Annotated in this window: 14 protein-coding genes; 5 read left to right on the top strand and 9 right to left on the bottom strand. The window is 58.2% G+C overall.

Going from position 1 to position 14579, the window contains the following annotated elements; all coding sequences use genetic code 11:
- Positions 1–6 precede the first annotated feature (6 nt).
- Positions 7–3096, bottom strand: a complete 3090-nt coding sequence (locus tag L3X40_RS05405) for an efflux RND transporter permease subunit (protein ID WP_237364742.1) — start codon at positions 3094–3096, stop codon at positions 7–9.
- 19 nt (positions 3097–3115) lie between these two features.
- Entirely contained in the window at positions 3116–4288 is a 1173-nt protein-coding gene (locus L3X40_RS05400) for an efflux RND transporter periplasmic adaptor subunit (protein ID WP_237364741.1), read from the bottom strand.
- A gap of 301 nt (positions 4289–4589) precedes the next feature.
- On the opposite strand from L3X40_RS05400, the gene L3X40_RS05395 reads away from it, so the two are divergent.
- Positions 4590–4835: a GlsB/YeaQ/YmgE family stress response membrane protein gene (locus L3X40_RS05395; RefSeq protein WP_237364740.1), complete on the top strand. Its 246-nt coding sequence runs from the start codon at positions 4590–4592 to the stop codon at positions 4833–4835.
- Between the two features lie 15 nt (positions 4836–4850).
- Here the strand turns inward: L3X40_RS05395 and L3X40_RS05390 are convergent, their stop codons facing one another.
- The 3 genes from L3X40_RS05390 to L3X40_RS05380 form a co-directional block, all read right to left on the bottom strand.
- Positions 4851–5108, bottom strand: a complete 258-nt coding sequence (locus L3X40_RS05390; protein WP_237364739.1) for a GlsB/YeaQ/YmgE family stress response membrane protein — start codon at positions 5106–5108, stop codon at positions 4851–4853.
- Positions 5109–5278: 170 nt separating this feature from the next.
- Positions 5279–5578, bottom strand: a complete 300-nt coding sequence (sciP, locus tag L3X40_RS05385; RefSeq protein WP_237364738.1) for a CtrA inhibitor SciP — start codon at positions 5576–5578, stop codon at positions 5279–5281.
- 103 nt (positions 5579–5681) lie between these two features.
- Positions 5682–5981 (bottom strand): hypothetical protein, encoded by a 300-nt coding sequence (locus L3X40_RS05380; protein WP_237364737.1) that lies wholly within the window; start codon positions 5979–5981, stop codon positions 5682–5684.
- A 133-nt stretch (positions 5982–6114) separates the two neighbouring features.
- On the opposite strand from L3X40_RS05380, the gene mnmA reads away from it, so the two are divergent.
- On the top strand, positions 6115–7224 hold the full coding sequence (gene mnmA, locus L3X40_RS05375) for a tRNA 2-thiouridine(34) synthase MnmA (protein ID WP_237364736.1): 1110 nt from the start codon (positions 6115–6117) through the stop codon (positions 7222–7224).
- A gap of 5 nt (positions 7225–7229) precedes the next feature.
- On the opposite strand, the gene L3X40_RS05370 is transcribed toward mnmA, so the two are convergent.
- Complete coding sequence (locus L3X40_RS05370) at positions 7230–8447, bottom strand: polyhydroxyalkanoate depolymerase (RefSeq protein ID WP_237364735.1); 1218 nt, start codon at positions 8445–8447, stop codon at positions 7230–7232.
- A 135-nt stretch (positions 8448–8582) separates the two neighbouring features.
- Between L3X40_RS05370 and L3X40_RS05365 the strand changes: the two genes are divergently transcribed.
- Positions 8583–10376: an ABC transporter transmembrane domain-containing protein gene (locus tag L3X40_RS05365; RefSeq protein ID WP_237364734.1), complete on the top strand. Its 1794-nt coding sequence runs from the start codon at positions 8583–8585 to the stop codon at positions 10374–10376.
- 3 nt (positions 10377–10379) lie between these two features.
- Here the strand turns inward: L3X40_RS05365 and L3X40_RS05360 are convergent, their stop codons facing one another.
- Both L3X40_RS05360 and L3X40_RS05355 read right to left on the bottom strand, forming a co-directional pair.
- Entirely contained in the window at positions 10380–11744 is a 1365-nt protein-coding gene (locus tag L3X40_RS05360) for a putative O-glycosylation ligase, exosortase A system-associated (protein ID WP_237364733.1), read from the bottom strand.
- Positions 11737–11904, bottom strand: a complete 168-nt coding sequence (locus L3X40_RS05355) for a hypothetical protein (RefSeq protein WP_237364732.1) — start codon at positions 11902–11904, stop codon at positions 11737–11739. Before L3X40_RS05355 ends, L3X40_RS05360 begins: the two co-directional genes overlap by 8 nt.
- A 216-nt stretch (positions 11905–12120) precedes the next feature.
- On the opposite strand from L3X40_RS05355, the gene L3X40_RS05350 reads away from it, so the two are divergent.
- Together L3X40_RS05350 and L3X40_RS05345 are read left to right on the top strand one after the other, a co-directional pair.
- Positions 12121–13341, top strand: coding sequence for a TIGR04063 family PEP-CTERM/XrtA system glycosyltransferase (locus L3X40_RS05350; RefSeq protein ID WP_237364731.1), 1221 nt, complete (start codon positions 12121–12123; stop codon positions 13339–13341).
- Positions 13342–13356: 15 nt separating this feature from the next.
- Positions 13357–14163 carry a hypothetical protein gene (locus tag L3X40_RS05345; protein ID WP_237364730.1) on the top strand — a complete coding sequence of 269 codons (807 nt, stop codon included), beginning with the start codon at positions 13357–13359 and terminating at the stop codon, positions 14161–14163.
- Positions 14164–14173: 10 nt separating this feature from the next.
- Here L3X40_RS05345 and L3X40_RS05340 read toward each other — a convergent pair whose 3' ends face one another.
- The gene (locus L3X40_RS05340; RefSeq protein ID WP_237364729.1) at positions 14174–14497 is read right to left on the bottom strand and encodes a hypothetical protein; all 324 of its coding nucleotides are present in this window, start codon (positions 14495–14497) and stop codon (positions 14174–14176) included.
- Between the last annotated feature and the right edge of the window lie 82 nt (positions 14498–14579).

The raw sequence follows: 14579 nt of genomic DNA, 5'->3' as shown, positions 1-14579 counted from the left end.
TCCCGTTTACTCGGCAGGCTGTGTGGTTCCGACCGGCGCCTGATCGTCCCCCGGCTTGAACGTCAATAGCCGCTTGCGCAGATGTGGGCCGATCCACTCTTCTATTTCGATCGCAAGGCTGAAGCCTGCCGGCACGATCAGTAGAGTAAGCAACGTCGACAGCAGCAATCCCCCGATGACCGTAATGCCCATCGGCGCACGCCAGGCGCTGTCACCTGTCAGCGAGATCGCCGTGGGAATCATCCCCGCGACCATCGCAACCGTGGTCATGACGATGGGCTGGGCACGCTTGTGACCGGCATCGACGATGGCGTCGAATTTGGCGACACCCTTGTCCATTTCCTCCAACGAGAAATCCACCAGCAGGATCGAATTTTTCTGCACAATACCCAATAGCATCAGCAGGCCGATGAGCACGGGCATTGAAATCGGTTGTCCCGTGAGGTGCAGCGCGAGCGCCCCACCCAATGGGGCGAGCATGAGGGAGCCAAGGTTAACGAACGGGGGCAATATCCGCTTGTAGAGCAGGATCAACACCGCAAAGACCAGCAATATGCCCGAAATTACAGCGGTGACAAAATTCTGGATCAGCTCCGCCTGCCATTTGGCATCGCCAATCTCAATCCTGCGGACGCCCTGGGGCAAGTTTTTGAAAACTGGTAGCGCATTGATCCGGGCCATCGCCTCACTGTTCACCACGCCGGGGGCAAGGTCGACGCCGACGACAACGCGCCGGACCTGATTATAGCGGCGGATTTCCGTCGGGCCTGCCCCGAATTCCACGTCGGCAACAGCTTTCAGAGGCACTGAACCTCCCGACGATGTGGGCACAGGAAGATTCTGGATATTTGCCAGATTCTTTCGGCTTTCCTCGGCAATCGACACGCGAATGGGAATTTGGCGGTCGGACAAGGAGAATTTCGCACTGTTCTGGTCGATATCGCCGATGGTGGCGATCCGGATGGTTTGGCTCAGCGCAGCCGTTGTCACGCCCAGATCGGCGGCCAGATCCATATGGGGGCGGATCAGGATTTCGGGTCGTTGCAAATCGCCATCCAGGCGCGGCGCACGAATTTCCTTCACGCCCTGCATTTCCTTGACCAGTTGCTGCGCCGTCCGATCCAGAAGTTCCGGATCATCGCCACCCAGCATGATCGTGATGTCGCGCCCGCTGAAATCGCCGCCGGATTGCGATTTGAAGTTGACCCGCGCGTCCGCGATGTTGAGCAGCTTGGGCGCCATCTCGCGTTCCCACTCAACGCTGGATTGCTTGCGATCCTTCTTCAGTGTCAGGTAAATAGTTGCATCAGCAGGTTTGACAGAGGAGAATGCGGCATCAACAGTAGCGGACTCGCCTAACATATCGGCGACTTTTTGCGTCACCTGGCTCGTCTGTTCCAATGTGCTGCCCGGCACCATTTCAATTTTGACCTGGCTGTAATCGGTATCGATGCTCGGCTGGAACTGGAAAGGCAAGGTGTAGAAGGCCAGAATCGTGGCTGCTAACGCGCCGCCGCCGCCCAGCAATACCGTTTTCCAGCGGTTATGCAGTGTCCAGCGAAGAATCTCGATATAACGGTCCATCAGCGGACCTTCGCCATGGCTGGCATGGCCTTTCGCTTTCAGGAAATATGCCGCAACCATCGGTGTAATCATGCGGGCGACGGCCAGGCTCATCAGCACCGCGACGACAACGGTCATACCGAACTGGATGAAGAATTGCCCCGATATGCCCGGCATCAATGCGACTGGCAGGAAAACCGCAACGATCGCCATCGTGGTCGCCAGCACGGCAAGACCAATCTCGTCGGCAGCGTCGATGGATGCCTGATAGGCCGATTTGCCCATGCGCATGTGTCGGACAATATTCTCGATCTCCACGATTGCGTCGTCCACCAATACGCCCGCCACCAGGCTCAGCGCCAACAGGCTGATGCTGTTCAGCGTGAAATCCATCATGTCCATGAACCAAAAAGCGGGGATCGCCGACAGCGGAATCGCCAGCGCGGAAATGATGGTCGCACGCCAGTCGCGCAGAAACAGGAAGACGACGATCACTGCCAGAATCGCACCTTCGATCATGGCCGCCATGGCGCTGTGATATTGCCCTTTGGTGTAATCGACACTGGTGAACAGTTGCCTGAAATGGACTTTCGGATTTTCCTTCTCAAGCTTTTCCAGTTCCTTGACTGCCTGATCATAGACAGTGACGTCGGATGACCCCTTGGACTTTTCCAGTGCGATGCTGGTCACCTGGCGCCCGTTCATCAACGCCAATGAACGCTGTTCGGCATACATGTCGCGCACGTCGGCAATGTCGGCAAGGCGCACCATGCGACCGTTGCCGATGGCGATCTGGGTTTGTCCCAACTGATAGGCATCCTGTGCATTGCCCAGGACGCGCACGGCTTGTTCGGCTCCTGCAATTTCTGTGCGGCCCCCCGTGGCGTTCAGGTTCACCTGACGGAGTTGCTGGTTGACTTCGGCCGCAGTAATCCCTTGCGCCTGCATTCTGGCAGGGTCCAGGATAACGCGAATTTCACGGCTGACGCCGCCGTTTCGTGAAGCAGCTGCCATGCCCTCGATCGACAATAATCGCTTGGCAACGGTATTGTCGACATACCAGCTCAGTTCCTCCAGCGTCATATCGGTGGCTTCGGCGCTGATATAGGCTATCGGGCCGCCGTCGATGTCGACGCGCAACACTTCCGGTTCCAATATGCCATCGGGCAGATCGCTGCGAATCTGCGATACCGCATTGCGCACATCATTCAGCGCGCGATCAACAGGCGTGCCGATTGCAAACTGGACAAAGGTCCGGCTTTGCCCTTCGCTGGCAAAGGACGTAATCTCATCGACGCCGTTGACGCCCCGTATCGCCGCTTCAACCCGCTGAGTGACCTGGGTTTCCAGTTCCGACGGCGCGGCGCCCGGCTGGTTTACAATGACTCGTACTGCCGGAAAGCTGATGTCAGGATTATTGTTGATGTCCATCCGCATGAAGCTGACGACCCCGGCCATCAGCAACGCGATGAAAAGGACCAGCGGAACGATCGGGTTGCGAATCGACCAAGCGGAGATGTTGCGGAAATTCACGTCGCTGTCCCTTCAGACCCTATCGGGCTGCCTTCTGCAGTTCCGGACGGACTTTTTGCCCGGGATTGAGGAACGCCCCTGCCGACAGAACCACCTTTTCGCGGCCAGTCAGACCCTTGGTGATGGCCACACCCTCACTAGAGACCTGACCGACTTCGACGCGGCGCCGCACCGCCATGTTCTTCTGGTCGATGATATAGACATAATTGCCTTCGTCATCGCTTTGGACAGCTGATTCTGGCAACAATGGAGACTGTGTCGAACCGCTGATAATGCGCGCCGAGGCAAAGCCGCCTGGTCGAAGCGCCTTGTCGTAATTCAGCGCGATGCGGGCCATGCCCAGCCGGCTTTGCGGATCGATGACGGGTGAAACCTGCCACACCTGTCCGGTAAAGGTCCGATCGGAACCAACGGGCGTTACCCGACTTTCCATGCCGGGCGATACACGGGCGAGATCGTCTTCACTTACCCGCGCCAGCAATTCCATCTGGCCACCCTTGGCAAGGCGAAAGAGTATGCCGCTGCTCGGGCCCACTACCTGACCCGGCTCCACATTACGGGTCAGGACCAGTCCGGCGGCGGGCGCACGAATGTCCAGTCGGCCGGTGCGGGCGTTCGCTTCGCGCAACTGTGCCAGTGCCACATTGACCCGCGCCCGCGCTGCATCGCGCGTTGCCGTCTTGCGATCGATGTCCGCCTTGGAAATGAAACCGCGCGCCACCAACGCCTGCGCACGTTCAAGTTCTGCATCAGCCAAGCGCGCATCGGCACGTGCGACCTCCACTTGCGCGGCAAGAGCACGTGCTTCCTGTGTCTGGACTGACCGTTCGATGACGGCCAGCGGCGCTCCCGCCTTCACCCAATCGCCCGGTTCCACCAAAACCCGCGCAACCATGCCGCCTTCGCCCACGACGCCCACGGGCATTTCCCGTCGGGCGGCGAGCGATCCCGTCGCGTTCACGACACGATCGACCGCTTGTTCTCCGGGTGCGATAACGGTGACAACAGGTGCCTGGGTCACCTGATCCGTCGCGGTGTCGCCGCTTCCCATGAATCTCAGTGCTGTGATTGTGGCCGCCACCGCCAGCAAAGCAGCAACGGCAAAAGCGATGATCAAACGCTTTCGACGGCGGGCGGTGTCATGATCGACATCCGCGCCCGCTTCGCCAGCAAATCGGGTTTCGTAATTCATTCGTTCGCACTCTTTATCATGTCGCGCCGCGGAAAGAAGGGACGCCGTCAATGGACGCTGTATTAGATAAATATATCACCACTCTCAAGTTCAAACTGGTGATAGGCAGCTTGCACAAAAGAAATATGACCGTGGTGCGACCCGGTATGTGGCGAGGCGAAAATGCACGCGTGCGAGCACGAATGCAAGAAATTTGCCAATAATTGTCCCGATTTGGGGCGATCATCGCAGCAGGCTTGCGCTTGCCCCAATATGTGAAACAATATGTTCAAAGCCAGCGCTAGTCTGGCGGGGAATCGCAATGGACATATTGATCTGGGTGGGACTGGGCCTGGTGGCCGGAGTGCTGGGCAAACTGATCGTGCGCGGCAAGGATCCCGGCGGCTGTGTCGTAACCATTTTGCTTGGAATAGCAGGCGCGTTGCTGGCCGGCTTCGTTGGGCGTCTGGCCGGTATATACGGGCCGGATGAGCGCGCAGGGTGGATCGCCGCGACCCTTGGGGCCGCGACGATCCTGATCGTCTATAATATTCTACGGCGAAGATAGCCGCGCTAGCCGCCTCTACCTTACTCTGCCACGCCTGACCAAATTGACGATCGCCAGCAGGACAACGGCACCCAGGAAGGATGCGATCAGCGAGTAAAGGCTGAAATCGCCCCGGTTTATCGTCCCGCCAACTGTCACCAGTCCGGCGAGGAATGCCCCAACAATGCCCACGACAATGTTGAGTAAAATGCCCTGCTGTGCGTCAGTCCGCATGAGCATGCTGGCAAGCCAACCAATGAGGCCGCCGACGATCAACCAAAGTATCAAGTTCATCCTGCGTCTCCTGTTTTATTCATGAGTAACAAGCGCACATTGTGCGAAAACGTTCCAGGAGCGATGCGTAATGAAGCGATAATTATGCGAGGCATATAATGAAAAACCGCCAATTCCATTGCGGAAAAGGCGGTTTTTCAAGCTTTCTAACCCGTCAGGCTACAAGATTTTCAGTATTTTTGCTGGCGTTCGTAGAGGGATTTGTAATGTTGAATGCGGGTTACGCGCAGACCCGGCATGCCTGACCGATCGACGGCGCGTTGCCAGCCGGCAAATTCCTCCAGCGTCAGACTATAGCGCTCACAGGCTTCATCGACACTCAACAGACCGCCATTCACCGCAGCCACGACTTCAGCTTTGCGGCGTACGACCCAGCGGGTCGTCGATGGCGGCGGAAGCGAATCAAGCGTCAGCGGTTCGCCAAGAGGACCGACGACTTGAGCGGGGCGGATTTTTTGATTTTCGATCATTATCACCTCAAAACACGGCAACGGTGCCAAGCAAATGTCTGTGATCACGTGTTTGCCACACGACCATTGAACATCAGCTAAAGCGCCACGGTAAACGGCCTCTTCATGATTTTTGCCCCACCATTAAATTGCCTGCGATCAGCGGATTGAAACACCCCGTCAGGCTGACCGCCTTGATATTGTCCAAACTCTGCGGCGCGAACACCTGCGTCAGGGTTCCCACGAAATCTTCATCGGAATGAACCTGTCCTGCTTCCGCAGCGATAAAGCGTGCGGTGGGGCAAGACGCCTGCTGCGCCGATGCGACGGCGAGCAAGATGGAGAGGTCCGGCGTACTATTTCCCAAGAGCGAAATGGGATTGGCCGTCAGGCCTTCGAGTCGATGGGGAAAATTCATATCCATGAGTCTGACAGTAGCGAACAATGGATAAGGCTCCGTAAACCTGCCGGTCAGAACCTGTTAAGCCTGACTGAAATCTTCGTTAATGCCGGGGGACTGGCGTGGAGCGGTCACAGCGCATATATGCACCGCCATCATGACAGCCGATTTCCAACTTGAGGGTCCGATGCAAGCCCGACGCATCGTCGTTGCCATGTCTGGCGGTGTCGATAGCAGCGTCGTCGCCGCGCTGGCGGCGCGTACGGGTGCGGAAACCATTGGGATCACGTTGCAGCTATATGATCATGGCGCTGCCACCGGCCGCACGGGTAGTTGCTGTGCGGGACAGGACATCCGCGATGCGCGCGCTGTCGCCGATAAATTGGGCATTGCCCATTATGTTTTCGACTATGAAAGCCGCTTTCGTGAACAGGTGATAGAGGATTTTGCCAACGAATATATGGCCGGCCGTACACCTATCCCGTGCGTCAAATGCAATATGGGGGTGAAGTTCACCGATCTTTTCACGCTCGCCCGCGATCTGGGTGCCGACTGCCTTGCGACTGGGCATTATGTCCGGCGCGTCACAGGTGCAAACGGAGCGGAACTGCACCGCGCCGCTGATCCCGCGCGCGATCAGAGCTATTTTCTATTTGCCACCACGCAGGACCAGCTTGATTATCTGCGCTTTCCTTTGGGTGGCATGCCCAAGCCGCAAGTGCGCGAAATCGCTCAGTCGCTTGGTCTCGCGGTTGCGATGAAGCCCGACAGCCAGGACATCTGTTTCGTGCCCGATGGCGACTATGCAAAAATCGTGCGCAAGGTGCGTCCCGACGCGGATGACGGCGGTGAAATCGTCCATGTCGACGGTCGCCTGCTGGGCAGGCACAAGGGGATGATCCACTATACTGTGGGTCAGCGGAAGGGCCTGGAAATTGGCGGTCAGCCCGAACCGCTCTATGTCATCCGTCTCGACCCTGCGCAAAAGCGTGTAATCGTTGGTCCCAGACAGGCGCTGGCCGTGCGGGCTGCTCGGATTGCGGACATCAACTGGCTTGGCGGTGACTTTACCGGACCCTGTCAGGCCAAGGTTCGCTCACTTGCCAAACCGGTCCCCGCGCTCCTGGATGGGGATATGCTGCATTTCGGTTCAACCGAATATGGGGTCGCACCGGGGCAGGCGGCTGTGTTGTATGATGGAGAGCGCGTGCTGGGCGGCGGCTGGATAGAGGAAACCGTGGCGGTCGATCTGGCCGCAGTCGCCTGAACATATCAATTATGCTGGCGAATCCAGTCTTCCACGACTGGTGCGATTTTGGTGCGCCATTTTCCGCCGTTGAAAATGCCATAATGGCCAACGGTTTCGGCCAGATAATATTTCTTGTGCGTTTCGGGCAGGCCGGTTGAAATCGTGATCGCTGCCTTGGTTTGGCCGACGCCGGAGATATCGTCGCGCTCTCCTTCGATGGCGAGAATGCCGATGTCGGTGATCGCGCCAGGATCGATTCGTTTGCCGCGATGGTCAAATTTACCGCGCGGCAGACTATGTTCCTGGAACACCTCTCGCACGGTTTGCAGGTAGAATTCGGCGGTCATGTCGCAGACCGAGCGATATTCATCATAGAAATCCTTGGTCGCATCGGCACTTTCGCCATCACCTTCAACCAGATGTTTGTACATCTCCCAGTGGCTTTTCAGGTGATTGCCAAGGTTCATGCTCATGAATCCCGCCAATTGCATGAAGCCGGGATACACTTTTCGCCCCGCGCCGGGATATTGGAACGGCACGGTCGCCACCACGTTCGATTCGAACCAGGAAAGCGGCCTTTCCGTCGCGAGGGTGTTGACCACTGTTGGTGCTTTGCGCGTGTCGATCGGACCACCCATCATGGTGAGCGTTTTGGGCCGTGCCGGATTTGCGTCCGCCGCCATAACACATGCTGCGGCATAGCAGGGCACTGAAGGCTGGCACACTGCCAACATATGTGCGCCCGGTCCGATATGTTCCAGAAACGCGATCACATAATCGATATAATCATCCAGATCGAAGTGGCCTTCCGACAAGGGTACATCGCGGGCATCGCGCCAGTCGGTGATATATACGTCATGACCCGGCAGCATCCGTTCGACCGTGCCGCGCAGCAATGTGGCGAAATGGCCGGACATCGGCGCTACGATGAGCAGTTTGGGGTCTTTATCAGCACCTTCGCGTATGAAATGTTTCAGCTGGCCGAACGTCTTGCGGCATTCAATTTTTTCGGTGACGGGAACCTGCTTTCCGTCAATTTCGGTAAATGGCAGATTGAATTTTGGTTTGCCGCGCGGTGCAGAGGCATGAGCAAAAACGTCCAAAGCCGATGCCAGGACGGGGCCACCGCCGAAATAGGCGAAAGGGTTGGCAGGGTTGTTGAGCAATTCCACGCTTGCATTTGCAAATGCGCTGGCCCCCGCCAGCAAGCTGCGCTGCACTTCGTAGGCGTCGTAAAGCATTCAAAGGTCCTTTTATATTCCCCCGCCGCCTGTGAAGCGAACGTGCGACATCAGCCCTTATATACGACTGTTGTGCATTGCAGTATAGCATAAAGCCGATTGAGGCGAGCCCAAGCGACTGCTAGGGCGCAATTCATGGAAAAAAAACGCGGTTCGCCCCAGACTGTAAATGCTGACGGCAAAACGCGTCAGATCGGTAATTTGCAGCTGATCTGGCGCTATGCGGCTCGCTATCCCGGGCGTCTTGTCGGTGCCGCATTTTCGCTTTTGCTGGCCTCGGGCGCGACTCTGGCGATTCCCAGCGGTTTCAAGCGGGTGATCGACAAAGGCTTTGCCGCCAGCGGTGGGGATATTACGCCTTATTTTCATTATCTGTTGATGATCGTGATCGTTCTGGCGTTGGCGACAGCCGCGCGCTTTTATTTCGTATCCTGGCTGGGGGAGCGCGTCATCGCAGATATGCGGACTGCGGTGCAACATAATCTGTTGCGACTCGCGCCGGCATTTTTCGAAGAGAATCGCCCCTCGGAAATCGCTTCGCGCCTGACCGCGGACACGGCGATCATCGAACAGGTGGTCGGAACGACTGTTTCGGTTGCCTTGCGCAATGTGGTGATGGGTATCGGCGGGGTTATCTATCTGTTCACGCTGGCGCCCAAGCTGACGGCTATGCTGCTGCTGGGTATCCCGGTCGTGATCCTGCCGATCGTACTTATTGGTCGTCGCCTGCGCGCGTTGTCACGGTCCAGTCAGGATCGGGTGGCCGACGTGGGGGCGACCGTTGCTGAAGTGCTGGGCGCAATGAAGATCGTCCAGGCCTTTGGACAGGAAGAGCGCGAGGCGGGGCGATTTGCAACGGCGGTGGAGGCTGCATTCGGCATTGCCCGCCGGCGGATCGTAATGCGGTCTTTCATGACGGCGGTGGTTATTGCCATCATTTTTGGATCGATCACGATGATCATGTGGCAGGGTGCCCTGGACGTGGCCTCCGGTCGGATGTCGGGCGGCGCCATTGCCGCCTTCGTGCTGACCGGCGCGTTGGTCGCGGGCGCCTTTGGAGCCCTGACTGAAACCTACGGCAACTTGCTGCGCGGCGCGGGCGCGGCTGGGCGGCTGGGCGAATTGCTGATGGAAGAACCCGGCATCGCGCCGCCTGCCAATCCGGTTGCGATTCCCGATACGGAACGGGGACAGATCACCTTTGACCGGGTGACCTTTCGTTATCCCACGCGAAGGGAAGTCAAGGCGCTCGATGATTTCTCCCTGAATATCCAGCCGGGGGAAACGGTCGCTGTGGTTGGTCCATCGGGCGCGGGAAAGTCGACGCTGCTGCAGCTTGCCCAGCGTTTTTACGATCCTGATGAGGGCAAGATTTGCCTCAATGGCATTGACTTGCGGCTTGCCGATCCAGCCGACATTCGCGCCCATATGGCGATGGTGCCGCAGGAAATGGTAATTTTTGCTGCATCGGCCCGTGACAACCTGCGCTATGGCAAATGGGACGCAGGCGACGAAGAAATCTGGGCCGCGGCGCGCGCCGCCAATGCCGAAGATTTCCTGCGCGCCTTGCCGGAAGGGCTGGATACATTCATGGGCGAAGACGGTGCGCGCCTGTCCGGCGGCCAGCGTCAGCGCGTCGCCATCGCCCGCGCGTTGTTGCGCGATGCGCCGATCCTGCTGTTGGACGAGGCGACATCCGCGCTGGATGCAGAATCCGAACGACTGGTGCAGGACGCGCTCGACCGTTTGATGCGGGAACGCACCACGATCGTCATCGCCCATCGCCTTGCCACGGTGCGCGCCGCCGACAGGATTGTGGTGATGGATGCGGGACGAATTGTCGAGGAAGGGCGGCATGACGATCTGACGCGCAAGGGCGGCCTGTATGCGCGCCTTGCCAGCCTGCAATTTGACGGGGTGGCGGCGTAATCGTCACGCCGCCCTGGTCGTAAGCCCCCGGATCGTTGCGCTGAGCGGTTGCCACGCGGCCTCCTTTTCGCGACGGCGCAAATAGCTGTCCAGGCCGATTTGCAGCGCGATCAGCATGAAGACGAACGGCTGAAAAGCGATGCCGACGAACAGCGATCCGACCAGATAGACCAGATGCCCCTGTTGCATGGCGAGCGCATAGGGCGCGACCCACTGGACATCCGGTTCCGTGCGCTTTTCATATTTGCGCCGCACCAGTTCCATGCGCAGAACGCACCCGAAATTCAGGACCAGCCAGAGGATCAGGCCGGGAAAGCCCTGTTCCCCCAGCATTTCGAAATAGCTGCTATGATAGGCGCGGCCTTCATCGACGATGGTTTCGCGCTCAACCTCTTGAATCGCGCCAGTGCCTTCCACCTTTTTCGCGTCATAGCGCAATGTGTTCTGGCGATAGGCTTCGAATCCGCCGCCCAGCGGATGTTCCTGCACATATTCCCACGTCCATTTCCACACGGCTATCCGGGTCGAAGCGGATTGATCGGCTTGATAATTCTGGATCGTGTCCATGCGATTGGTAAAGCTGGACGGTAAAAAGGGAATCGCCATCAACCCCGTAATGCCAAGCAAGGCAGCATACAGGACGCGCCGTTTGGCATGACGCAGGAACAGCAGGATAAGGAATGCTGCGCAGACAAGGCCGGTGCGCGCTTCCGTGCCGATAGGAATCAGCAGACAGGCAAAGCACAGGCCCCAGGCGAACAGCTTCACGCGCCAGTCGCTGGGAAAGATGGTGCTCCATTTCGACAGATACAGGATTAATGGAATGATGCAGATGGCGACTGTCGAAATGATGCTGCCTTCATACAGGCCACTGTTATTATCGACCATCAGGTTCAACACGCCGTAACCGCCACCCGACAGCATCGTCTTGATGCCGCCGGTGATGATAATCGAACTGGCGCACAGCACCATGACAAGGCTGAGCGCCTCAATCCGCAATTTCGTGCGCAGCGTCAGCGGCAGGAAGGCGGCGAAGACCAACGCCTTCCATACCCAATCCCATTTGGCCTGCGCCTCTATGGGGAAATCGGCGTATAGAGTGGTGAGACCGCAATAAAGAAGCAGCGTCAGGATCAAGCCTTGTCGCCAGGTGAAGCGGCTGTCGCGCTTGTCATCGACGGCAAACCACGCCACCACTGCCAGAGCAAAGGCGATCAGCGAAATCGGAACGCTGTTCAGCAGGAAATAGGACAGGCGCTGGGGCGAAACAATGTCGATATAGGCATAAGCCAAGACGAAGATGAACGGCCGCTTGAACCCCAGTCCCAGGAATGCGGCAAGGAATGCAACAAAGACGAGATCACGCATCGTCGCCGTCCTTTTGGACTGACGGGCGGCTGAATAGCGTTACAGGCGCTTCCGCTTTGGACGGCGGCGCTTCGACGTCCAGATCGGGCCGGAAGACCAGACGCCAGGCGGCAAGCAGGATCAGGCCGTGGCTGACGAGCAGGGAGAAATTATCGATCATGTCCCGAAACCATTCTACCCCTTACAATTCGTCATTCCCGCGAAGGCGGGAACCCATCTCCTGAACCATCCGCTTGACGCGACGAAGCGAGATGGATTCCCGCCTTCACGGGAATGACGGCAAAGAGGTTATGGACCTCTCGCCTCAAACCCTGTTCCAACCCTAGAACAACGGGGTTGACGTCGCGTTAATCCTTCCGTGCGAAGACCGGGCACAATGACTCGCATTCTGCACATACTGGATCACAGCCTGCCGATGCATAGCGGCTACACCTTTCGCACGCGCGCGATATTGAAGGCACAGATTGTAAAGGGGTGGGACGTTGCCGGTGTCACCGGGAATCGTCACACCGCGAAGGGACCTGACGTGGAAACCGTCGATGGCCTGACATTCCACCGCACGCGAGCGGAAGCCGTTGGACACTCGCCGATACGGGAATGGCGGGAAATCGGCGCACTGGCCAGCAAAGTGGACGATGTGGTGCGGCGTTGGAAGCCTGATCTGTTGCACGCTCATTCGCCGGTGTTGAATGCGCTGGCGGCCATGCGCGTCGCAAAGCGGCATCACTTGCCGCTTGTTTATGAAATCCGAGCATTCTGGGAGGATGCGGCAGTTGGCAATGGCACCGGGACAGAAGGGTCGGCTCGCTATTGGCTGACGCGCCAGTTGGAAAGCCGCGCCGTGCGTGCTGCTGACGCCGTGGCGGTGATCTGCGACGGCTTGAAGCAGGACCTGCTTGCGCGGGGTGTTGCCGCGGACAAGATCATTGTGTCGCCCAATGGTGTCGACATGGATATGTTCGGTGCGCCAGTGCCGCCGGACCCTGTATTGCGAACGCATCTGGGCCTTGATAACGCGGATGTCATCGGCTTTATCGGCAGCTTTTACGATTATGAGGGGCTGGACGATCTGATCGCCGCCATGCCGGTGTTGCTGACCCGGCGACCCAGAGCGAAATTGCTGCTGGTCGGTGGCGGGCCGAGGGAATCCGTCTTGCGCGCCCAAGCCGCCGCATCGCCGGTTGCTGCCCATATCGTCTTTGCTGGCCAGGTGCCGCATGACGAAGTGGAGAAATATTACAGCCTGATCGACATTCTCGCTTATCCGCGCAAGGCGATGCGCCTGACCGAACTGGTGACGCCGCTGAAACCGCTGGAAGCTATGGCGCAGGGACGGCTGGTGGCAGCATCCAGCGTCGGCGGGCATCGTGAACTGATTGAGGATGGCGTCACCGGCACATTGTTTCCGCCCGGTGAGCCATGGGCCATGGCTGATGCGCTGGCCAATTTGCTGGATAATCGAGGCATGTGGGATGAAAGGCGGCGGACGGCGCGTGCCTTTGTCGAACGCGATCGTAACTGGTCGTCAAACATTTCGCGTTACGAACCGGTTTACCAACGGCTTCTTGCAACCGCTCCGGCGGCGAAAGCGGCCTGACGGTAGGAGAATAGCATGGCAATTCGGATTGGGAAAAAGCGCGGTTCGTCCGCCGGTGCGGTCGTGGCGATCATGGCAGGTGGCGTTGTCGCCGCCGTGGTCATGTTCACACCCATCGGGCTGATTGAAAAAGTCGTCGCATCTTCGGGCATTTCCGGCGTAATTTCGACTGCGGTTCCGCCATTGGGTGAAAAGGCGCGTCTGATCCTTGCATTCGCATCGGGTGTCGGTGTCATGGCGATTGCCCTGGGGCTTCAAGTGCTGACGATGCGGTTGCGACGGCGTGGAGCGCCATTGATCCAGCTTGGCTATGAGATCGGCTATGAGGATGAGGACACCGGCCCCTTCTTCAACCGTGCCGATTCGCATAGCGAGGCACCGCCGCGCCGCCCGATATTCATGAACAGCGATCTTGACGGACTTCCATCGCTGGCAGAGTCGGAATTGCCCGTGAAATCGGCTGAACGTCCTGACGAGGTCGAGTTGCAGGAACTTGAACTCGACGCATCCATGACGATGGAACCCCTATCGCCGCCTCCATATGTCAAAAACCATGTGGCTGATCCTGTCGATTTTGTATCGCTGGGCATTACCGATATGGTCGACCGTCTTGAAGAGGGCATGGATCGCCGGCGCGCGTTGATCGCCGATGCGGTCGCTGCGAAAAGAGCGCGGGAAGCGGAAGCCGACGGACAGGCGACCTGGGCGGAACCGGCGCATATTGCTGCCGAACCGACGCCCACGGGTATCGACGCAGAAGTTGATGAAGCGCTGCGCGCGGCATTGGGCACGTTGCGGAAAATGACCGCCCGCGCGGCGTGAGCCAGCTTTACTACCAATCCTCGACCGTCAGGATGGCGAGTTGCATATGCGCCTCATCCGGGCCGAGATCGCGGCTTTCTATCGATAGATCAGCGACGATATGGCCAGGAATGGCAAATTCCGCTTCGGGCAGGCCCTTGGCCAGCTTATCGGCGCGATCATGGGCCTGCGGTCCTATATAGCGCAAGTCCGCGAGATGTTGCGCCCCGGTGAAGGTTGCGCTTGCCCATGGACAACTGGTGGACCGGAGAATCTCGCTTCCTTCTCCCGCCATATCGAGGAGTGCGCGCATCAGGCGTGCGTGCGGATCGCTTTTGCCGGAACTGCGCATCATTATTGCTCCTATGATGTTTGTCCAGTGGGGATTGGATTTTCCCGGATGCTGAACGTTGTGAAGTCATTGAACACCCATTGGT

This window comes from Rhizorhapis sp. SPR117 (assembly GCF_021742065.1).
The sequence above is the reverse complement of the archived record's forward strand: the minus strand, read 5'-3'. Positions and strand labels throughout refer to the sequence as shown.